The following is a 19,670-nucleotide window of genomic DNA, read 5'->3' on the forward strand; positions in this document are numbered from 1 at the left end:
CTGCTGGATTGATGCTAATCGGGATTGACTGCCAGGCTGCTGTGAAGCATTGAATCGGCAAAATGGTTAGCAAACGAACGATAAACTAGCACCAATCGGGATGAGCGTCTAGGTGATAAAACACAAGGAGCGCATTATTGCAATGCGCTCCTTCTTAAATTATTACAGGTTACCGTCCAGGAACTCTTTCAGCTGAGTCTTGGACAGGGCGCCGACCTTGGTCGCTGCCACTTCGCCATTCTTGAACAGCAAGAGGGTCGGGATACCGCGAATGCCATATTTGGGCGGAGTGTCGGCGTTATGATCGATGTTCAATTTCGCCACGGTCACGCGACCGGCATATTCTTGGGCGACTTCGTTCAGGATCGGGGCAATCATCTTGCACGGACCGCACCATTCAGCCCAGAAATCGACCAGAACGGGGCTGTCGGCTTTGATTACATCGGCCTCGAAGCTGGCATCGCTCAGCTGAACAATCTTGTCACTCATCTCCAACTCCAGTCAGTAATTAAGGCTTTATTGATGGATCAACAAAGGCAATAGTTGCCCTATTTGAAATGATCCTGTTTATTATTGCAAGCCTAACCTGATAACCTACCGCCATGAGCAAAACACACTTAACGACCGAAAAATTCGCCCAAATGGGCCTCGAACCCGAAGTTCTGGCTGGTCTGGAATCAAAGGGATTTCACTATTGCACGCCCATCCAGGCACTGTCGCTGCCGCTGCTGGTAGAAGGCCATGACCTCGCCGGTCAGGCCCAGACGGGAACCGGCAAGACCCTTGCCTTCCTGGCCGCGACCTTCAACTATTTGCTGACGCACCCGCTGACCCAACCGCGCCTGATCAATCAGCCGCGCGCCATCATCTTGGCCCCGACCCGGGAGCTGGCGGTGCAGATCTACAACGATGCGGAAGGCATGGCTGCCTCCACCGGGCTGAAGCTCGGCCTCGCCTACGGTGGCGAAGGCTATGACAAGCAGCTGGCCGTGCTGGAACAGGGTGTCGACATCCTGATCGGCACCACGGGCCGCATCATCGACTACTTCAAGTCCAAGGTCATCGATCTGGGCAGCATCCAGGTCGTGGTGCTGGACGAAGCGGATCGCATGTTCGATCTCGGCTTCATCAAGGACATCCGCTTCCTGTTCCGCCGCATGCCGCCCGCCACCGAGCGTCTGAGCATGCTGTTCTCCGCCACCCTCTCCCTGCGGGTGCAGGAGCTGGCCTACGAGCACATGAACCACCCGGAACACGTGCAAATCGAGCCGGAACAGATGACGGGCGTGCGCATCAAGGAGGAGCTGTTCTATCCCTCCAACGAAGACAAGATGCTGCTGCTGCTCTCCCTGATGGAAGAAGAGTGGCCGGAAAAAGCCATCGTCTTCGCCAACACCAAGCATGTCTGTGAAGACGTGCATGCGTGGCTGGAGAACGACGGCCACCGCGTCGGCCTGCTGACCGGTGACGTGCCGCAGAAGAAGCGGATGAAGATCCTGGAAGAGTTCACCAAGGGAACGCTGGACATCCTGGTCGCCACCGACGTGGCCGCCCGTGGTCTCCACATCCCGGACGTGACCCACGTCTTCAACTACGACCTGCCCGACGATGCAGAGGACTACGTTCACCGTATCGGTCGTACCGGTCGTGCCGGCAAGAGCGGTCACTCCATCAGCCTGGCCTGTGAAGACTATGCCTTCAACCTGCCGGCCATCGAGGAGTACATCCACCACCCGATCCCGGTCAGCAAGTACGATCGCGAGTCGCTGCTGGATGACGTGACCGCCCCGAAACGGGTGTTCCGCAACCGCCAACCGGTGAACCGCAACATGCGGGATCGCCAGGGTGGTGGCAACAGCAACAACCGCCGCCGTCCGCCCCGCAAGAACTGATCAGGACTGGCCCAGTTGCACAACTCGCCGCTCTATGCCGCCATCGACCTCGGTTCCAACAGCTTCCATATGCTGGTGGTACGCGAGGTCGCCGGTGCCCTGCGTACCGTCACCAAGGTCAAGCGCAAGGTGCGCCTCGCCGCCGGTCTCGATCCCGAGTTTCGTCTCAGCCGTGCCGCCATGGAGCGGGGCTGGGACTGCCTGCGGCTGTTCTCCGAGCAGTTGCAGGACATCCCCTCCGACAATATCCGGGTAGTGGGCACCGCCACCCTGCGGCTTGCCACCAACGTCGATGAATTCCTGAGCGAGGCGGAACGGGTACTCAACCACAGCATCGAGATCATCTCGGGCGAGGAAGAGGCCAAGACCATCTACGAGGGGGTCTCCTGGACCTCCGCCGGGGAAGGCAACCGACTGGTGATCGACATCGGCGGTGCCAGCACCGAGCTGGTGATCGGCGAGCACAGCGAGGCCAAGCTGCTCAACAGCCTGCACATGGGCTGCGTCACCTGGCTGAACCAGCACTTCGGTGACGGCGAGCTGAGCGAGGCCCGCTTCAACCAGGCCATCGCCGCCGCCAAGGCGGTGCTGGAGAAGGTGGCAGCGGATTATCGTGCCCTCGGCTGGCGTACCTGTGTCGGTGCCTCCGGCACCGTCCAGGCGCTGCAGGAGATCATGCTGGCGCAAGGGAAGAGCGAACGGGTCACTCTGCCGAAGTTGCAGGAACTGATGGGTCAGGCCATCGCCTGCGGCAAGCTGGACAGGTTGCAGCTGGAAGGGCTGGCGGCCGAGCGGCTGACCGTGTTCCCCTCCGGCCTCGCCATCCTGATCGCCATCTTCGAGACCCTGGGGGTCGAGAGCATGACCCTGGCCGGCGGCGCCCTGCGCGAAGGCCTGATCTACGGCCTGCTCGGCAACAATCACGACTGTGACGCCCGGGATCGCACCGCCGACAGCCTGATCAGCCGCTATCAGCTGGACAAGGAACACGCCGAGCGGGTGCGCGATACCGCCGTCGAGGCCTTCACCCAGCTTCAACCGGCCTGGCGCCTCTCAAAGCGATACGGTCGCCCTATCCTGCGTTATGCGGCCCTGCTGCACGAGATTGGGCTCTGCATCGAGTACAAGAAGGCCCCGCAACACGCGGCCTACATCATCGACAACATCGACATGCCGGGCTTCACCCCCGCCCAGAAGAAGCTGTTGTCGGCCCTGCTGTTCAACCAGCGGGACGAATTCAAGCTGGAGCCGCTGGAGAAGCAGGGAGCCGTCACCGGTCGCCAGGCGATCCGGCTGGCCCGCATCCTGCGCATCTCCCTTATCCTCTGCATGCGCCGCACCCAGGGCACAGTGCCCAGCTTCACGCTGCAGGCCGATGAGGATGCCCTGACCCTGACCCTGCCCAAGGGCTGGCTGGACGAACACTACCTGCGCGCCAGCGAACTGCGGCTCGAGGTGGAGCGTCAGCAGAAGATGGGTTGGGCCACCCGCCTGCTGGAAGCCTGATGGGGCGCCTGCTCGCCCCTTTCTGAGCAATTCTCACCCTGTACCGACAATCCCTTTCGCAGCCATATTCGTGGCGAGCGATGGCTACTCATTGATTTAATTATGTTTATACTCAATTGGACCACTTTGGGAGCCCCTGTCCAGGCAAGTTAATGCCGCCATCCGGGCTTAGAGTAAGGGTGTCTTCTTCAACAGGAATGGAAGCCATGAAACATTTACCCTTGCTAGGCCTGACCGTGCTGCTGACCGCCTGTGGTGGCGGCGGCGATGGTGACAACAACGCGCAACCCCCCTCCGAGGCCAAGATGTCACTGGCCTTCTCCGATGCCCCGGTCGATCACGTCAGCAAGGTCTGCATCGCCGTCTCCAACATCATGATCAATCCGGTCTCCGGCACCGAGCAGGCGTGGACTACCGCCAGCTTCCTGACCACGACCCAGGACGATGGCTGCACGCCGGCGGGGGTAAGCATCCCCCTCAACGACAACGGTCACCCGCAGTTTACATACATAGACCTGCTCGCATATCAGGGTTCGAAAACTCGCCAACTGCTGGATAGCCAGGACGTGGGCGCCGGCGAATACAGCCAGATGCGGCTGGAGATCCTGAATGGAACTCAATCAGAAAACCAGTATGACAACGGTGTCCCCTACTCCTATGTGCTGCAGGACGACGGGGTGATCAAGCCGCTGGAGGTGCCCAGCAACGAGCTCAAGCTGGATGCCTTCACCATCGCCGCCAACGGCACCAGCTTCTTCACCACCGAGTTCGACCTGCGCCACTCCATGGTGCTGCCTGGCCACCAGCAGCATTACAAGCTCAAACCCAGGGGCGTGCGGCTGGTGAACAACACCGAGGTGGCGACCGTCAAGGGCACAGTGGCAGCAGAGCTCTGCTCCAGCGATCTGAGCGATGCCTTTGTCTACTTCTATGACGAGTTGCGCCCGGCGGGGGACGACGCCTACCCCGACATGGCCGACCTCGACAACGGCTTCTATGCCAGCGCCCCCGTGGTTCCCCTGGCGGGCGGCGGTTACGGCTACGAGCTGGGCTTCGTGAACCTCGGTCATTACGATGTCACCCTGGTCTGCAACGGCAGTGTCGATGATCCCGAGCTACCTGACGATGCTACGACGACGGCCGACGATCTGGTGATCGATCAGGTGCAGAAGGATAGGGTCGTGGTGGCCCCCACCACCAGCATCAACTTCCAGTAACGGGCCTGGGGCTCAAGGACGAGAAACATCATGACGGACTATCAACCCATCAGCTGTGACCTCTACGACTGGCTCGAGATCGCCGCACGCTGGCAGTTACTGGTGACTATCAGCAGCCGCGAGGGGCGACAGTGGGCAGACAAGATCCGCACCATAGAGGCAAGGGACGGCGTCGAGTATCTGCTGCTGGAGAGTGGCGAGCGACTGAGTCTGGCTGAGCTGGCGACCCTGGATCTGGTCTGGCAGGGGGAAGCGAAGCGGGTGCATTTCGCCCCCGGTTCGTGATGGACCATCGATCACCAAAAAGAGAGGGCCAGCTATGCTGGCCCTCTCTTTTTCTGTTCGTGCTGCCCTGATGCCTGTCTATCCCGCCAGCGCCGCCATCACATAGACGTCGAAGCGGTTGCTCTTGGTCTCGATGGCCATGCTCGGCTTCTGCTCGTTTAGCCAGCCCGCATAGTCCGGCCGCTTCACCACCACCCGCTTGTCGGCCATCTTGAGCGCCGCCGGCAACAGGGCGTCCGCATCCAGATCCGGCCCCACCAGGGACTGGAACACCCGCATCTCTTTCTTCACCAGCGCCGACTTCTGCTTGTGGGGGAACATGGGGTCCAGGTAGATGACGTCCGGCCGTTCACTCAGCGCCAGCAGGTTGTCCACCGCCGGGCCTTGCAGCAGTTGCATCCGCTCACGCACCCAGGGCCCGATCTCGGGGTCCTGCGCCGCCCGCGTCAGCCCATCCTGCAGCAGGGCCGCCACCACGGGGCTGCGCTCAATGAGCGTCACCTTGCAACCCAGCGAAGCCAGCACGAAGGCATCGCGCCCCAGCCCGGCTGTGGCATCCACCACGGTCGGCATGGCCCCCGCTTTCAACCCCACCGCCTTGGCGATGGATTGGCCCCGGCCGCCGCCAAACTTGCGTCTGTGGGCCACGGCGCCCTCCACGAAGTCCACGTGAACGGCCCCCAGCTTGGGTTCATCCAGTTTGCGCAGCTCCAGCCTGGTCTCGGTCAGCACCAGGGCGAAGGGCGCGGGAAAGTCGATCCCTGCCAGCCGTAGCCGCAAGGCATCGAGCTCCCCTTCCCGGGCGGGCACTTCACTGAAAACCTGGATATGGTGCATAACGAAGACTCATGGCGGCATGGAGCCGAGCATGATAGCAGAAGCGGGGGATCAGCTCACGATGGTCAGATTGGCCAGGTTCATCCCCTGGCGGTTGAGGGTCAGGTATTCCACCAGATCGTCGTAGGGCAGCGGGCGGCTGAGCAGGTAGCCCTGAGTGAAGGCGCAGCCCTTCTGGCAGAGGAAGTTGAGCTGCTCGCGGGTCTCGACCCCCTCGATCACCACCTGCATGCCGAGGTTGTGGACGATGTTGATGATGCCGTCGAGCAGCAGCCTGTCCTGCTCGTTGAAGGGGATGTGGCGCACGAAGGAGCGGTCGATCTTGACCAGGTCCACCGGGAAGGTGCGCAGGTAGTTGAGGGCCGAGTAGCCGGTGCCGAAGTCGTCGATGGCCAGCTTGCAGCCCGCCTCGCGCAGGGCATCGATCCGCACCCTGTGCTGATCGCTGGTCTCCATCAACAGGGATTCGGTGATCTCGATGATGATGTCCGCCGGATCCAGGCCGAAGTGGTGCATCACCCTGAGCCACTCGCTGGCCTCGGGATCTATGGTCTGGAACTCCAGGGTGGAGCGGTTGATGGACATCTGCAGCTCCGGGAAACCGGACTGCTGCAGCCGGGCCAGATCCCGGCAGGATTGCCACAGCACCAGCGCCCCCAGCCCCTGAATGAGCCCCGCCTCTTCCGCCAGCGGGATGAAGTCCGCCGGCGAGACCTGACCCCAGTGGGGATGATACCAGCGCACCAGCGCCTCCAGCTTGGCGACCCGGCCGCTGCGGTTGTCCCAGATCGGCTGATAGGCCATGGTCAGCTGCCCCAGCTTGATGGCCTCCGCCAGATCCTGCTGCATCTGGTGACGCTGGCTCACCTCCTCACGCATGGAGGAACTGTAAGTACCTATCGGCCGCCCCTGCCGTTTGGCGACGAACAGCGCCTGCTCCGCATTGCGCAGCAGCTCGTCGCTGTCGGAACCGTCGTTGGGGCAGAGGGTGATCCCCAAGGTCGCCGTCACATAGAGGTGCTGGTTGGCCAGCATGAAGGGACGGGCGAAACCGCCGATCACCTGCTTGGCAAATACCTCGGCCTGACGGCGATTGACGATGCCGGGCACCAGGAAAGCAAACTCGTCGCCACCGATGCGGGCCACCAGATCCTCGGTGCGCACCCGGCTCACCAGCCGATCCGACACCTCCCGCAGCAAAGCATCGCCAACATGGTGATCCATGCTGTTGTTGACCGCCTTGAAGTTGTTCAGATCCAGCACCATGAGCGCGAAGCGCTCGCCCCGCTCGCAGAAGCGGCTGAGGCAGCGGCCGAACAGCCAGCGGTTGGGCAGGCCGGTGAGGTTGTCGTAATTCGCCTGGGCCGCGATCTTCTGCTCCGCCAGCTTGGTCTGGGAGAGATCGCTGAAGATGGCGATGTACTGGCTGATCTTGCCCCCCTCCCGCAAGGCGCTGATCATCAGCTGCTGGGGATAGAGCTTGCCGTTCTTGCGCTTGTTCCACACCTCGCCGCGCCAGATCCCGACCCGCTCCAGGGCGTGATACATGTCGGCGTAGAAGGTCTGATCGTGCAGCCCGGACTTGAGCATGCTGGGGCGCTGGCCGCAGGCCTCTTCCTCGCTGTAACCGGTGATCTTCTCGAACGCCGGGTTCACCGAGATGATGCGGCTGTCGACATCACACACCAGGATGGCCTCGGACAGGTTGTCATAGACCCGGTGGGAGAGCTTGAGCTGTTCGGCGTGACGCTTGATGGGATCGATGTTTTCCAGCACCAGCATCAGGTAGTCGGGACGCAGTAGCTTGTCGCGGATCAGTGTCACTGTCACCCGCAGAGCACGGAGCCATCCCGGTGCAGGTAGCGCTTCTCCTGGGTGAAGGCGGGCCTGTCCCCCCGTCTGAGCTCTTCATAGTAGGGAATGCTGACCAGCCAGTCTTCCGGGTGATTGATCTCGGCGGCGGTGCGCTGCTGCAGCTCATGCTGGTTGTAGCCCAGCATCTTCTCGATGGCCGGATTGACCCAGATGATCTTCCCCTCCAGGTCGAGCTTGCCGATCCCGACCGGGGCATGGGACATCATGGTGTCCAAGAAGTGAGGGTGTTCCGGTTGCGTCAGGGGTGTCTGGGGGCGAGGCTGCTGCTGGTACATCAGCGCCAGCTCACGGCCGGCGAGCGGCGCCAGCAGGCGCAGCAGGCCCATGATCTTGTCCATGCTGGGCATGGCCCGCTTGAACATGACGCTGCACAGCCCCACTGTCTCGCCCTGAGCATCCTTCAGGGCGACGCCGGCGTAACCCTTGACCTGGCAACGCTCCAGCACGGCGGCATGGGGGAACAGCTGCCGGATGCGATCGTTGAACCAGGCTTCACCCTGCTGCATGACGATCTCGCCCGGGGTGCCGGCGAGGGGAAAACTGTAGGAACCTATGTCGAGGGAGGCGGGATGGGCGGCGTGTACGGTGAAAAACAGCCCCGTCTGGTCCTGTCCCGAAATCAGGACGAGATCCGCCCCCACCGCTTTGGCGATTTCACTCACAAAGGTATCGAAATATCCTTTGCCGCTCAGATGAGACAGGCTTGAGATGATTTGATAGACAGACTCGAGTGCTCGCCTCATGGCAAGGTTCTTTCTCTCCCTGGAAGGTAGAACCCGACTCTACTCAAGAGGCGGGGCCAGTGCAAACATGCACTCCGCAAGATATTAAAAAGCTTTGAGAAAAGGGACCAAAAGGTCCCTTTTTATCTCAAAAAACAAGCGCCGATCCCACTATGGCGTGGAACTGTACCTGCTTGAGGCTCATGCTACGGCAGGTACTGAATATCAGGCCGCGATCCCGCTGTGGCGCAGCAGCGCATCCACCTGGGGTTCGCGACCCCGGAAGGCGCGGAACAGCTCCATGGGTTCTTTCGAACCGCCCTTCTCCAGGATGTTCTTCAGGAAGGATTGGCCGGTGGCCGGGTTGAAGATCCCCTCCTCCTCGAAGCGGGAGAAGGCATCCGCCGACAGCACCTCGGCCCACTTGTAGCTGTAGTAGCCCGCCGCATAACCGCCGGCGAAGATGTGGGAGAAGCTGTGCTGGAAACGGTTGAACGCGGGCGGCGTCAGCACCGCAACCTGGCTGCGCACCTCCGCCAGCAGGGCCGGCACCCGCTCGGGATGAGCCGGATCGAACTCCTGGTGCAGGCGGAAATCGAACAGGGCGAACTCCAGCTGGCGCAGCATCTGCATGGCCGCCTGGAAGTTGCGGGCAGTCAGCATCTTCTCCAGCAGATCGGCGGGCAAGGGCTCGCCGGTCTCGTGATGGCCGGAGATGAAGGCCAGCGCCTCGGACTCCCAGCACCAGTTCTCCAGGAACTGGCTCGGCAGCTCGACCGCATCCCAGGCCACGCCGTTGATGCCGGCCACCCCGGCCACGTCGATCTGGGTCAGCATGTGGTGGATGCCGTGACCAAACTCGTGGAACAGGGTCACCACCTCGTTGTGGGTGAACAGGGCGGGTTTGCCATCCACAGGGCCGTTGAAGTTGCAGGTCAGGTAAGCCACCGGCTTTTGCAGTGACCCATCCTGACGGTAGCGACGACCTAGGCAGACATCCATCCAGGCGCCGCCCTGCTTGTGTTCGCGGGCGTAGAGATCGAGGTAGAAGCTGCCACGCAGCTCGTCTTCGCTATCGAAGATGTCGTAGAAACGCACATCCGGATGCCAGGTATCGATGCCGAGGCGCTCGCGCACCTTGATGCCAAACACCCGGCGCACCACCTCGAACAACCCCTTCACCACCTTGTTGGTGGGGAAGTAGGGACGCAGTTGCTCGTCGGAGATGGAGAATTTGTGCTGCTTGAGCTTCTCGGCGTAGTAGGGAATGTCCCAGGCCGCCAGCTCGCTCTGACCGTGCTGCTCGGTGGCGAAGGCACGGATCTCCTCCAACTCTGCCTTGCCCTGGGGCAGGGATTTCGCCGCCAGATCGGTGAGGAAGCCCACCACCTGTTCGGTCTTGTCCGCCATCTTGGTAGCGAGGGACAGCTCGGCGTAGTTGCCAAAGCCCAGCAGCTGGGCCAGCTCGCGGCGCAGGGAGAGCAGCTCGGTCATGATGGCGGAGTTGTCCCACTTGCCGGCGTTGGGGCCCTGATCCGAGGCGCGGGTGGTGAAGGCCTCGTACAGCTCGGCGCGCAGCGCGCGGTTGTCCGCATACATCATCACCGGCAGGTAGGAGGGGATGTCCAGGGTGAACAGCCAGCCCTGCTGACCCTTGTGTTCCGCCAATTGGCGGGCGGCGGCCAGGGCACTGGCGGGCAACCCGGCCAGCTCGGCTTCGTCAGTCACCAGCTTGCTCCAACCCTGGGTCGCATCCAGCACGTTGTTGCTGAAGCGGGAGGCCAGCTCGGAGAGGCGGGCCTGGATCTCGCCGTAGCGCTGCTGCGCCTCGGCGGACAGGCCGATACCGGACAGGCGGAAATCGCGCAGGGTATTCTGGATCTCCTTGCGCTGGGCGCCGCTCAGCAGCGGGAAGTCGTCGCTCTCGGACAGGGCCAGATAGGCCTGGTAGAGGCCCTCGTGCTGACCGACATAGGTCTGGAATTCGGACAACAGCGGCAGGCAGGCGTCGTGGGCTTCGCGCAGCGCCTCGCTATTGAGCACGGAATTGAGGTGGCTGACCGGCGACCAGATGCGCGCCAGTCGGTCGTTGACCTCTTCGAGCGGGGCGATCAGGCTGTCCCAGGTGTGGGGATCCCGCTGGGCCAGCACGTCTTCGATCTTCTGTTTGCAGTCGGCGATGGCCTGCGTCACGGCAGGCTGTACCTGGTCGGGACGGATCTGACTGAAGGGGGGCAGTGCGTCCATTGTCAGCAAAGGGTTGTTCATGACTGGGTACCTCTAAATGCTCTACAGCCCCTGCCGTCCAGAAGCTTGCTTGGACCACCTAAGATGTAGGCAGAAACCCCATTAATCAAGCCTTTGCCGCCGAGAGCGCGGCCAGTTGCCCACTTTTCGCCAAAACCCGTTCATTTAATAGTCACATCGACTGCCAGAAACGACGATGCCGGTCCAAAGACCGGCATCGTGGGGCACAGTGGCAGCGGGATCAGCGCCGGGCGTCTTCCTTCAGCCACTGGGCAACCCGCTTGGCGAAGTAGGTGAGGATGCCGTCCGCACCGGCCCGCTTGAAGCAGACCAGGGACTCCAGGATGCACTCCTTCTCCTTCAGCCAACCGTTCTGGATGGCCGCCATGTGCATGGCGTACTCACCGCTCACCTGATAGGCGAAGGTCGGCACCCCGAACTGATCCTTGACCTGACGGATCACGTCCAGATAGGGCATGCCCGGCTTGACCATGACGCTGTCGGCCCCCTCCTGGATGTCCAGTGCCACCTCGTGCAGGGCCTCGTTGCCGTTGGCCGGATCCATCTGATAGCTGGCCTTGTTGCTCTTGCCGAGGTTGCCGGCGGAGCCGACCGCATCGCGGAACGGGCCGTAGTAGCAGGAGGCATACTTGGCGGAGTAGGCCATGATCTGGACGTTGATGAAGCCGTTCTCCTCCAGCGCCGCGCGGATGGCGCCGATGCGGCCATCCATCATGTCGGACGGTGCCACTATGTCGGCCCCGGCGGCGGCATGGGAGAGCGCCTGCTTCACCAGGATCTCGGTGGTGATGTCGTTCAGCACATAGCCTTCGTCATCTATGATGCCGTCCTGACCGTGGGTGGTGAAGGGATCCAGCGCCACGTCGGTGATGACTCCAAGCTCGGGGAAGCGCGCCTTGAGGGCACGGGTCGCGCGCTGGGCCAGACCGTCCGGGTTGTAGGCCTCTTCCGCCATCAGGCTCTTGCTCTGAAGCGGCGTCACCGGGAACAGGGCGACCGCCGGGACACCCAGCGCCACCAACTCTTCGGCTTCTTCCAGCAGCAGATCGATGGAGAGGCGATCCACTCCGGGCATGGAGGCGACGGCCTCGCGCTGGTTCACCCCTTCCAGCACGAACACCGGGAAGATGAGATCGTCGACGGTCAGCGTATTTTCACGCACCAGACGACGGCTGAAATCATTCTTGCGCACCCGGCGCAGGCGGCGACCCGGGAAGGCGCCCGGAAGAGTTGTGGCCATGAATCACTCCTGGAATGGAAGTTGGAAGAACGCGGCTGAGGTGGCCCGGGTGTGGGCCAGCAAGGCCTCGGGCGTCTCACCACGACAGGCCGCCACCACCTTGGCGATGTGCGGCAAAAAAGCGGGTTCGTTGCGCTTGGGTCTGGGTTTCAGATCCCGTGGCACCAGATAGGGGGCATCCGTCTCTATCATCAGCCGACCGGCCGGGATGCGGGCCACCTGCTCGCGCAGCAGCTGGCCACGGCGCTCGTCGCAGATCCAGCCGGTCACCCCGATGTGCAGCCCCAGTGTCAGACACTCGTCCAGCTCGGCGTCCGTGCCGGTGAAGCAGTGCAGCACGGCACCCGGCAGCTTGGGCAACCAGGGGCGCAGGATCTCGATGAAACGGGCATGGGCATCGCGGCAGTGCAGAAATACCGGCATCGACAACTCGGCGGCCAACGCCAGCTGGGCGTCAAACACCGCATCCTGTACCGGCCGGGGGGAAAAGTCGCGATTGTAGTCGAGTCCGCATTCGCCGATGGCCACCACCTGGGGCTGGGCCGCCAGCTCGCGCAGCGCGGCCAGGGTGCCGTCATCGACACTCTTGGCATCGTGGGGATGCACCCCGGCGGTGGAGAAGCAGTAGCCCGGCCAGCGGGATGCCAGCTCGGCGCTCGCATCACTGCCTGCCAGATCGGTGCCGGTGAGGATCAGCCCCTCTACCCCGGCGGCGCGGGCGCGTGCCACCAGTTCGGCTTGCTCACCGGCAAACTGGCTGCTGGTGAGGTTGACTCCGATATCGATCATGGCGCGGGATACTCCGAACAAAAATAAGCGATTTCAGATAGTTGAAAACCATCTTCTGATTGGGGTCTTACCATACGCCTCGGGACGGGGCATGAAAAGAGGAAGGGAGCCTCAGCTCCCCTCATCCGTCTGTTCCTGCTGCTTGTCCTCTTCCTTCACGTAGAAACGGGCGAAGAACAGACCAATCTCCCACAGGCCCCACATGGGGATTGCGAGCAGGGTCTGGGAGAAGACGTCCGGCGGTGTCAGCAACATGCCCACCACGAACACCCCGACGATGACATAGGGGCGCTTCTCTCTCAGGCTCTTGGGGGTGGTTACCCCGGTCCAGCACAGCAGTATGGTGGCCACCGGGATCTCGAACGCCACCCCGAACGCGAAGAACAGAGTCAGCACGAAGTCCAGATAGCTGGCGATGTCGGTCGCCACCGTCACCCCGGCGGGTGCCGTGCTGGTGAAGAAGCCGAACACCAGCGGGAACACCACGTAGTAGGCGAACGCCATGCCGGCGTAGAACAGCAGGGCGCTGGAGGCGACCAGCGGCATGATCAGACGCCGTTCATGCTGATACAAGCCGGGGGCGATGAAGGACCAGGCCTGGTACAGCAGATAGGGGATCGCCACGAAGAAGGAGACCACCAGAGTCAGCTTGATCGGCGTGATGAAGGGGGTCGCCACATCCGTCGCTATCATGCTGGTGCCTGCCGGCAGCTGGCTGAGCAGCGGCTGGGCCACGAAGTCGTAGATGTCGTTGGAGAAATAGATGAGCGCGAGGAACACCAGCACTATGGCCGCCAGGGCGCGCATCAGCCGGGTTCTCAACTCGATCAGATGGGTGATCAGGGGTTGTTCGGCCTGACTCATGACTTCAGCCCCCCGTTCTCTCGCACCACGTCTTGCGCTGGTTCCACCACCTCGATCACCTCAGCTTCAGGCACGGCGACGAGCCGGGGCTCCTGCGCGGGCGCAGACTCTGGCTCTTCTGCTGGCACCGGCTGCGGCGGACGGATCTCGTTTTGTGGCTCAGGCTGTGGCTGGTAGGGGCGGTTGACCGACTGGGCGGCGGCCTTGAGCTGCTCGATGGACTCCTGCAGCTCTGGGCTGAGGTTGTTCATCTGCAGCGACTCGGCCTTCTTCAGGTCATTATGCAGCTCTTGCAGCTTGAGCTCCTGCTCCAGCTCGGACTTGACCGAGTTCGCAGTGCTGCGAATGAGCTTGATCCAGTGGGCCGCCGTGCGGATGGCAACCGGTAGCCGCTCGGGCCCCAGCACCACCAGAGCCACCACGCCGATGACGACCAGCTCCCAAAAACCGATGTCGAACATGGCTTAGGCCTGATCTTTGTCTTTCTGCTTGGTGGTATCGGCACTGTTGGCCGCTTCGTTCAGCTGCTTGGGAGGAAACTCCGCATCCTTCTGCTCAGGCTTGGCATCGGTCGTGTCATCAGACAACGCCTTCTTGAAGCCCTTGACCGCCGCACCCAGATCGCCGCCGATCCCGCGCAGCTTCTTGGTACCGAACAGCAGCACGACGATGACTGCGATGATCAACAACTGCCAAATACTGATACCACCCATGATATTTCTCCAAGATTGGCGCCCTAGGCGCGCAGGTTTGTCCTAACAGCAACGAGACTGATACCAGCCCGTTATCTTTCCAACACGGACGCCCGAGGCGCACATGGCTATTTAACGAAACAGTTAGTGAGAACGGGTCTTCAACCAGCCGAACAACCAGCATACACCGGCACCGGTCAGAGATATTTGTCCCCACTCAATATGTTGCTTCTGGGTCAGCAAGAATACACCCACCAACAGTAGGCTGGCTCCAACCCCTAAGAGGTAGCGAGCCTGCCCCTGACGATGGCTATGTTTGCGAAAATCCGCAAACATCTGATCGAAATGATGCTGCTGATGGCGCGCCTGACGCAGGGTCTCATAGACCAGCTCAGGCAGCTCGGGCAGCTTCTCGGCCCAGAACGGTGCCTTCTCCTTGATGGCGTTCAGCACGGCCTTGGGACCCACCTGTTCGCGCATCCAGCTTTCCAGATAGGGCTTGGCGGTCTGCCACAGATCCAGCTGGGGATAGAGCTGACGCCCCAGCCCTTCCACGTAGAGCAGGGTCTTCTGCAGCAACACCAGCTGCGGCTGCACCTGCATGTTGAAGCGGCGGGCGGTGTTGAACAGGTTCAGCAGCACGTGGCCGAACGAGATCTCGGACAGGGGCTTCTCGAAGATGGGTTCCAGCACTGTGCGGATGGCGAACTCGAACTCGTCCACCTTGGTGTCGGCGGGTACCCAGCCGGACTCCACGTGCAGCTCAGCCACCCGGCGATAGTCCCGGTTGAAGAAGGCGAGGAAGTTCTCGGCAAGGTAGCGCTTGTCCTCCCGGTTCAGGGTCCCGACGATGCCGCAGTCGATGCCGATCCAGAGCGGATTCTCGGGATGCTCGTGAGAGACGAAGATGTTGCCGGGGTGCATGTCGGCATGGAAAAAGCTGTCGCGGAACACCTGGGTGAAGAACACCTCCACCCCGCGCTCGGCCAGCAGCTTCATATTGGTGCCATTCGCTTCGAGGGTTTCGATGTCGGAGACCGGGATGCCGTAGATGCGCTCCATCACCAGCACCTGCTCGCGGCAGTGTTCGGTGAACACCTCGGGCACATAGAGCGCATCGGAGCCGGTGAAGTTGCGGCGCAGCTGGATGGCGTTGGCAGCCTCGCGCATCAGGTTCAGCTCGTCGAGTATGGTCTTGCGATACTCCTCCACCACCTCGACCGGGCGCAGCCGCGCGCTCTGGGGCACGAAGCGCGCCGCCAGGCTCGCCACCGCCTGCATCAGGCGTAGATCCGCCTCGATGACGGGTTCGATGTCCGGGCGGATCACCTTGATGACGATCTCGCGGCCGTTCTCTTTCAACCTGGCGGTGTGCACCTGGGCGATGGAGGCGGAGGCCAGCGGCGTCTCGTCGAACTCGTCGAACAGGGTTTCGATGGGGCAACCCAGGCTCGCCTCTATCTGGCGACGGGCGGCCTGACCGCAGAAGGGGGGTACCCTGTCTTGCAGCAGGGCCAGCTCCTCGGCGATGTCCGGCGGCAGGAGATCGCGCCGGGTCGACAGCATCTGGCCGAACTTGATGAAGATGGGGCCGAGGGCCTCGAAGGCGAGGCGGATGCGGGCACCGCGGTTCAGATCTGGCTGCTTGTTCTTGAGCCAGAACAGGCTGCGACGCAGCAGGCGGCCCGGCCAGGGCTGGTAGCGGGCAGGCACCAGCTCATCGATGCCTTGCTCCAGCAGTATGCTGACGATGCGATAGAGGCGCTTGAACTCCTTCGGGGTCATCAGCTCACCTGCTGTTCGAGGCGGGCGAGCCGCAACTCGACGGCCTTCATGTGCTGGGCCAGCAGCTCGACGTCGTCGTTGAAGCTGGCGACCTCGAGCGGGCCGGGGGCGAGCCGAGCCTCTTCGGTCAGGTACTCGGCCAGCTGGCGCTGGGTGCGGCACAGCTCGCGCCCCACCAGACGACGCGCCTGACGGGCACCGCCGCACAGGGTGTGAGCCAGTACGTCACCGGTATAGCGAGAGAGTTCTTCTTCCCAGTCGATGTCGAGCTCTCCCAGCAGGGCACTGAACGCCTGCACCAGCTGAGGATCACCGCTCAGGTCCAGCTTCTCCTCGCGGATGTAGCGAGTCAGGGCGGAGGGGTCCTTCAGCAGACCCAGCGCCGTCAGAGACAGGCTCAGCACCGCGTCGGCCTCCCCCTCAAACTGGGCCAGCACGTCGAGGCGACGCTCTGAGAACACGAACCAGAGCGGCTTGAGTTCACGCAGCTCCAGCTTGAGCACCTTGCCCGCCAGCTTGCGCAGCCGCTCCGGGCTCTGTTTGTCGAGATTCAGCAGCTGGTTGAGGCTGGTTTCGATCACCGCGGTGACCATGGCATCCATCGGCATAGGCAACCTTAAAACTTGTATCCACGGTGCAGGGCGACGACACCCTGAGTCAGGTTGTAGAAGTCCACCTGATCGAAGCCGGCGTTCTCCATCATGCCCTTCAGGGTCTGCTGATCCGGGTGCATGCGAATGGATTCCGCCAGGTACTTGTAGCTCTCGCTGTCGTTCGCCACGAGCTCGCCCATCTTGGGCAGCAGCTTGAAGGAGTAGAGGTCATACAGCTTGGCGATCACCTCGCTCTCGGGCTTGGAGAACTCCAGCACCAGCAGGCGTCCGCCCGGCTTGAGCACCCGATACATGGAGGCGAGCGCCTTGTCCTTGTCGGTGACGTTGCGCAGACCGAAGCCGATGGTGATGACGTCGAAGTGATTGTCCGGGAAGGGCAGCGCCTCGGCGTTGGCCTGCACGTAGGAGACGTTGTTCGCCACCCCCAGGTTGCGCAGCTTGTCGCGGCCCACCTTGAGCATGGAGTCGTTGATATCCGCCAGCACGACCTGACCGGTTTCACCGACGATGCGGGAGAATTTGGCAGTCAAATCCCCTGTACCACCGGCCAAATCCAGCACTTTCTGACCCTTACGCACGCCGGAGCAGTCGATTGTGAAGCGCTTCCAGAGGCGGTGAATGCCGAACGACATCAGGTCGTTCATCAGATCATACTTGGCCGCCACCGAATGGAAGACGCCAGCCACCAGAGTTTCCTTCTCGGTCGCCGCCACGGTTTTATAGCCAAAATGCGTAGTATTCGTCTGTTCCGACATCCCTCAAACACCCATAGAGCAAAGAATGGCCGCCAGTTTACCAGAGCCGCCAGCGTCCGGACACCTTAAACCCGGCTCGCTACCAACTGCATTCCCAGTACCACCATGGCGAGGCAGAGGAAGACGTTGAGCGCCGTGTTGAGCAATGCCTTCAGATAGGCCCCTTGCTGGGCCAGTAGCACGGTATCCAGGGCGAAGGAGGAGAAGGTAGTCAAAGCCCCCAGAATACCCACCATCAGCAGCGGTTTCATCGGGCTTTCCAGCACATGGCCGTGGCTGATGAGCGCGAAGGCCAGCCCCATGATGAAGGAGCCGACCACGTTGACCGCCAGGGTACCATAGGGGAAGTTGCGGCCGAGCATCAGGGCGAGCAGCTCGGTCATCCCGAACCGCAGGCAGGCGCCGATGGCGCCGCCAACGGCAACATAAAACCAGGTTTGCATGGTGTCACTCCCTCAGGATCAGGGCGACATTATGTGCAATAACGCCGCGGTCGCCCAGCGCCGAAACTCATCGCCACTTAGGCAAATTGAACAGTCAGCGGCGAAAATCAACCGGTTCGACCTGCTCCAGATGCAGCGAGGTCTGAGCCGGCTTGGTCTCGGCGATGATCCGGCCATGACGGATGGAGTAGCGCACCGGTACCTGGCGGCGCACCGCATCGAAGCCATTGTCTGCCGGGAGGATCAGCAGGTTGGCCGGCTTGCCCACCTCAAGGCCGTAACGATCCCGTACATTGAGGGTGCGAGCGCTGTGCTCGCCGATGAGCTTGAGGCTGTCATTGATCTGCTCGTAGCCCATGATCTGGCAGACATGCAGCCCCATGTGCAGCACTTGCAACATGTTGGCCGTGCCCATGGGATACCAGGGATCGAACACATCGTCATGGCCGAAGCAGACGTTGATGCCCGCCTCCAGCATCTCCTTCACCCGGGTGATGCCCCGGCGCTTGGGATAGGTGTCGAAGCGCCCCTGCAGGTGGATATTCACCAAGGGATTCGCCACGAAGTTGATGTCGGCCATGCGCAGCAGCCGGAATAGGCGGGAGGCATAGGCCCCGTTGTAGGAGTGCATGGCGGTGGTGTGGCTGGCAGTGACCCTTGGGCCTATGCCGCGCTCGTAAGCAAGCGTTGCCAACGTCTCGATAAAGCGGGACTGCTCGTCGTCTATCTCGTCGCAGTGCACGTCGACCAGCACCTGATACTTGTCAGCAAGATCGAAGATATGGTGCAGGCTCTCGACCCCGTACTCCCGGGTGAACTCGAAGTGGGGAATGGCACCGATCACGTCGGCTCCCAGCCTGAGTGCCTCTTCCAGCAAGGCCTTGCCGTTCGGATAGGAGAGGATCCCCTCCTGCGGGAAGGCCACTATCTGCAGCTCAACCCAGGGCTTCATCTCTTCGCGCACCTCCAGCATCGCCTTCAGCGCGATCAGCTTGGGATCGGATACATCAACATGGGTGCGCACGAACTGGATGCCGTTGGCCATCTGCCATTTGAGCGTCTGGATGGCGCGGCGCTTGACGTCTTCGTGGGTCAACAGCGCCTTGCGCTCGGCCCAGCGCTCTATCCCCTCGAACAGAGTGCCAGACAGGTTCCAGCTCGGCTCGCCCGCGGTCTGGGTGGTATCGAGGTGAATATGGGGCTCGATAAAGGGGGCGATGGCGAGCCCCCCTTCTCCATCCAGCTCAGACGCAGAGGAGAGCGATACCGCCATGGGCTCTATGGCCCGGATATAGCCCTCGTGGCAGAGGATCTGCCAGAAACCCTCACGGTCAGCCAAACGCACCTTCTGTATCAACATGTTTTTCTTCCCTATTTTAGGAAACCCAGGCCTTTTCCAACCCGGAACTTAGCTTGGATCAATTTAATAGAAAAGTGTTCACATTGAATACATATGAAAACGCTACCATTGATAAACAGACACAATAAGGGAGTCATCGGGATGAAAGCAGGATTGACCGAAATCGGAAGCGCCAGCCTGTTTCACGAGTATTTGCAGACGCTGGGCATCCGCAAGCCGCCGTTGACCTCGATCGAGAACAACTGGGAATACAAGCGCGGGGAGAAGCTACTGGCTGCCATCCAGATAGAACAGTCGGGGCAGGCCCGGTTCTATCTCGATGCCAGGCAGATATCGGTGAACTGAGAAATGCAGATACAAAAAAGCCTCCCGATTGGGAGGCTTTAATATTTAGTGGTGCTGATACCCAGAGTCGAACTGGGGACCTCATCCTTACCAAGGATGCGCTCTACCAACTGAGCCATATCAGCATACTAACTTGTTGAAATTACGCTTATCGCGCAATCTCTAATTGGGTGCCTGGCAG

Annotated in this window: 18 protein-coding genes, 1 tRNA gene and 1 pseudogene; 5 read left to right on the forward strand and 15 right to left on the reverse strand. The window is 61.6% G+C overall.

The window, feature by feature from the left end:
* Positions 1-162: 162 nt before the first annotated feature.
* Complete coding sequence (gene trxA / locus BN1124_RS13370; protein WP_025328829.1) at positions 163-489, reverse strand: thioredoxin TrxA; 327 nt, start codon at positions 487-489, stop codon at positions 163-165.
* A 113-nt stretch (positions 490-602) separates the two neighbouring features.
* Here trxA and rhlB point away from each other — a divergent pair, with 113 nt between their 5' ends.
* From rhlB to BN1124_RS13390, 4 genes are all read left to right on the forward strand, one after another.
* The gene (gene rhlB / locus BN1124_RS13375; RefSeq protein ID WP_042642701.1) at positions 603-1,892 is read left to right on the forward strand and encodes an ATP-dependent RNA helicase RhlB; all 1,290 of its coding nucleotides are present in this window, start codon (positions 603-605) and stop codon (positions 1,890-1,892) included.
* 15 nt (positions 1,893-1,907) lie between these two features.
* Complete coding sequence (gppA, locus tag BN1124_RS13380) at positions 1,908-3,398, forward strand: guanosine-5'-triphosphate,3'-diphosphate diphosphatase (protein ID WP_042642702.1); 1,491 nt, start codon at positions 1,908-1,910, stop codon at positions 3,396-3,398.
* 206 nt (positions 3,399-3,604) lie between these two features.
* Positions 3,605-4,615 carry a DUF4382 domain-containing protein gene (locus tag BN1124_RS13385; RefSeq protein ID WP_042642704.1) on the forward strand — a complete coding sequence of 337 codons (1,011 nt, stop codon included), beginning with the start codon at positions 3,605-3,607 and terminating at the stop codon, positions 4,613-4,615.
* Positions 4,616-4,645: 30 nt separating this feature from the next.
* Positions 4,646-4,900, forward strand: a complete 255-nt coding sequence (locus BN1124_RS13390; protein WP_042642706.1) for a Rho-binding antiterminator — start codon at positions 4,646-4,648, stop codon at positions 4,898-4,900.
* A 78-nt stretch (positions 4,901-4,978) separates the two neighbouring features.
* Here BN1124_RS13390 and BN1124_RS13395 read toward each other — a convergent pair whose 3' ends face one another.
* From BN1124_RS13395 to BN1124_RS13455, 13 genes and pseudogenes are all read right to left on the reverse strand, one after another.
* Positions 4,979-5,737, reverse strand: coding sequence for a class I SAM-dependent methyltransferase (locus BN1124_RS13395; protein WP_197066217.1), 759 nt, complete (start codon positions 5,735-5,737; stop codon positions 4,979-4,981).
* 51 nt (positions 5,738-5,788) lie between these two features.
* A pseudogene (locus BN1124_RS13400) lies at positions 5,789-8,355 on the reverse strand (bifunctional diguanylate cyclase/phosphodiesterase).
* A gap of 204 nt (positions 8,356-8,559) precedes the next feature.
* Positions 8,560-10,602, reverse strand: a complete 2,043-nt coding sequence (prlC, locus tag BN1124_RS13405; protein ID WP_042642709.1) for an oligopeptidase A — start codon at positions 10,600-10,602, stop codon at positions 8,560-8,562.
* Positions 10,603-10,822: 220 nt separating this feature from the next.
* On the reverse strand, positions 10,823-11,842 hold the full coding sequence (hemB, locus tag BN1124_RS13410) for a porphobilinogen synthase (protein ID WP_042642711.1): 1,020 nt from the start codon (positions 11,840-11,842) through the stop codon (positions 10,823-10,825).
* Between the two features lie 3 nt (positions 11,843-11,845).
* Positions 11,846-12,631 (reverse strand): TatD family hydrolase, encoded by a 786-nt coding sequence (locus BN1124_RS13415; RefSeq protein ID WP_042642713.1) that lies wholly within the window; start codon positions 12,629-12,631, stop codon positions 11,846-11,848.
* A gap of 111 nt (positions 12,632-12,742) precedes the next feature.
* Positions 12,743-13,495 carry a twin-arginine translocase subunit TatC gene (tatC, locus tag BN1124_RS13420; protein WP_042642715.1) on the reverse strand — a complete coding sequence of 251 codons (753 nt, stop codon included), beginning with the start codon at positions 13,493-13,495 and terminating at the stop codon, positions 12,743-12,745.
* Complete coding sequence (gene tatB, locus BN1124_RS13425) at positions 13,492-13,956, reverse strand: Sec-independent protein translocase protein TatB (protein WP_042642717.1); 465 nt, start codon at positions 13,954-13,956, stop codon at positions 13,492-13,494. Before tatB ends, tatC begins: the two co-directional genes overlap by 4 nt.
* Before the next feature lie 3 nt (positions 13,957-13,959).
* Positions 13,960-14,208 carry a Sec-independent protein translocase subunit TatA gene (gene tatA, locus BN1124_RS13430; RefSeq protein ID WP_042642719.1) on the reverse strand — a complete coding sequence of 83 codons (249 nt, stop codon included), beginning with the start codon at positions 14,206-14,208 and terminating at the stop codon, positions 13,960-13,962.
* A gap of 123 nt (positions 14,209-14,331) precedes the next feature.
* Positions 14,332-15,972 carry a ubiquinone biosynthesis regulatory protein kinase UbiB gene (ubiB, locus tag BN1124_RS13435; RefSeq protein WP_042642721.1) on the reverse strand — a complete coding sequence of 547 codons (1,641 nt, stop codon included), beginning with the start codon at positions 15,970-15,972 and terminating at the stop codon, positions 14,332-14,334.
* Positions 15,972-16,580 carry a ubiquinone biosynthesis accessory factor UbiJ gene (locus tag BN1124_RS13440; RefSeq protein WP_042642723.1) on the reverse strand — a complete coding sequence of 203 codons (609 nt, stop codon included), beginning with the start codon at positions 16,578-16,580 and terminating at the stop codon, positions 15,972-15,974. Before BN1124_RS13440 ends, ubiB begins: the two co-directional genes overlap by 1 nt.
* An 8-nt stretch (positions 16,581-16,588) precedes the next feature.
* Entirely contained in the window at positions 16,589-17,341 is a 753-nt protein-coding gene (ubiE, locus tag BN1124_RS13445) for a bifunctional demethylmenaquinone methyltransferase/2-methoxy-6-polyprenyl-1,4-benzoquinol methylase UbiE (protein ID WP_042642725.1), read from the reverse strand.
* Positions 17,342-17,406: 65 nt separating this feature from the next.
* Entirely contained in the window at positions 17,407-17,784 is a 378-nt protein-coding gene (crcB, locus tag BN1124_RS13450; RefSeq protein ID WP_042642727.1) for a fluoride efflux transporter CrcB, read from the reverse strand.
* Positions 17,785-17,878: 94 nt separating this feature from the next.
* The gene (locus tag BN1124_RS13455; protein WP_042642728.1) at positions 17,879-19,144 is read right to left on the reverse strand and encodes a cytosine deaminase; all 1,266 of its coding nucleotides are present in this window, start codon (positions 19,142-19,144) and stop codon (positions 17,879-17,881) included.
* A gap of 93 nt (positions 19,145-19,237) precedes the next feature.
* Here BN1124_RS13455 and BN1124_RS13460 point away from each other — a divergent pair, with 93 nt between their 5' ends.
* Complete coding sequence (locus tag BN1124_RS13460; protein WP_042642731.1) at positions 19,238-19,489, forward strand: hypothetical protein; 252 nt, start codon at positions 19,238-19,240, stop codon at positions 19,487-19,489.
* A 49-nt stretch (positions 19,490-19,538) separates the two neighbouring features.
* On the opposite strand, the gene BN1124_RS13465 is transcribed toward BN1124_RS13460, so the two are convergent.
* Positions 19,539-19,614 (reverse strand) — tRNA-Thr (locus BN1124_RS13465).
* Between the last annotated feature and the right edge of the window lie 56 nt (positions 19,615-19,670).

This window comes from Aeromonas eucrenophila, assembly GCF_000819865.1.
GTDB classification, from domain to species: Bacteria; Pseudomonadota; Gammaproteobacteria; order Enterobacterales; family Aeromonadaceae; genus Aeromonas; species Aeromonas eucrenophila.

Excerpts from the sequence above, each read along its gene's own strand:
- BN1124_RS13390 (WP_042642706.1), top strand. The coding sequence starts at position 4,646 with ATGACGGACTATCAACCCATCAGCTGTGACCTCTACGACTGGCTCGAG.
- crcB (WP_042642727.1), bottom strand. The coding sequence starts at position 17,784 with ATGCAAACCTGGTTTTATGTTGCCGTTGGCGGCGCCATCGGCGCCTGC.
- tatB (WP_042642717.1), bottom strand. The coding sequence starts at position 13,956 with ATGTTCGACATCGGTTTTTGGGAGCTGGTCGTCATCGGCGTGGTGGCT.
- ubiE (WP_042642725.1), bottom strand. The coding sequence starts at position 17,341 with ATGTCGGAACAGACGAATACTACGCATTTTGGCTATAAAACCGTGGCG.
- ubiB (WP_042642721.1), bottom strand. The coding sequence starts at position 15,972 with ATGACCCCGAAGGAGTTCAAGCGCCTCTATCGCATCGTCAGCATACTG.
- prlC (WP_042642709.1), bottom strand. The coding sequence starts at position 10,602 with ATGAACAACCCTTTGCTGACAATGGACGCACTGCCCCCCTTCAGTCAG.
- BN1124_RS13460 (WP_042642731.1), top strand. The coding sequence starts at position 19,238 with ATGAAAACGCTACCATTGATAAACAGACACAATAAGGGAGTCATCGGG.
- tatC (WP_042642715.1), bottom strand. The coding sequence starts at position 13,495 with ATGAGTCAGGCCGAACAACCCCTGATCACCCATCTGATCGAGTTGAGA.
- tatA (WP_042642719.1), bottom strand. The coding sequence starts at position 14,208 with ATGGGTGGTATCAGTATTTGGCAGTTGTTGATCATCGCAGTCATCGTC.
- BN1124_RS13395 (WP_197066217.1), bottom strand. The coding sequence starts at position 5,737 with ATGCACCATATCCAGGTTTTCAGTGAAGTGCCCGCCCGGGAAGGGGAG.
- BN1124_RS13455 (WP_042642728.1), bottom strand. The coding sequence starts at position 19,144 with ATGTTGATACAGAAGGTGCGTTTGGCTGACCGTGAGGGTTTCTGGCAG.
- trxA (WP_025328829.1), bottom strand. The coding sequence starts at position 489 with ATGAGTGACAAGATTGTTCAGCTGAGCGATGCCAGCTTCGAGGCCGAT.
- BN1124_RS13415 (WP_042642713.1), bottom strand. The coding sequence starts at position 12,631 with ATGATCGATATCGGAGTCAACCTCACCAGCAGCCAGTTTGCCGGTGAG.
- BN1124_RS13440 (WP_042642723.1), bottom strand. The coding sequence starts at position 16,580 with ATGCCGATGGATGCCATGGTCACCGCGGTGATCGAAACCAGCCTCAAC.
- hemB (WP_042642711.1), bottom strand. The coding sequence starts at position 11,842 with ATGGCCACAACTCTTCCGGGCGCCTTCCCGGGTCGCCGCCTGCGCCGG.
- rhlB (WP_042642701.1), top strand. The coding sequence starts at position 603 with ATGAGCAAAACACACTTAACGACCGAAAAATTCGCCCAAATGGGCCTC.
- BN1124_RS13385 (WP_042642704.1), top strand. The coding sequence starts at position 3,605 with ATGAAACATTTACCCTTGCTAGGCCTGACCGTGCTGCTGACCGCCTGT.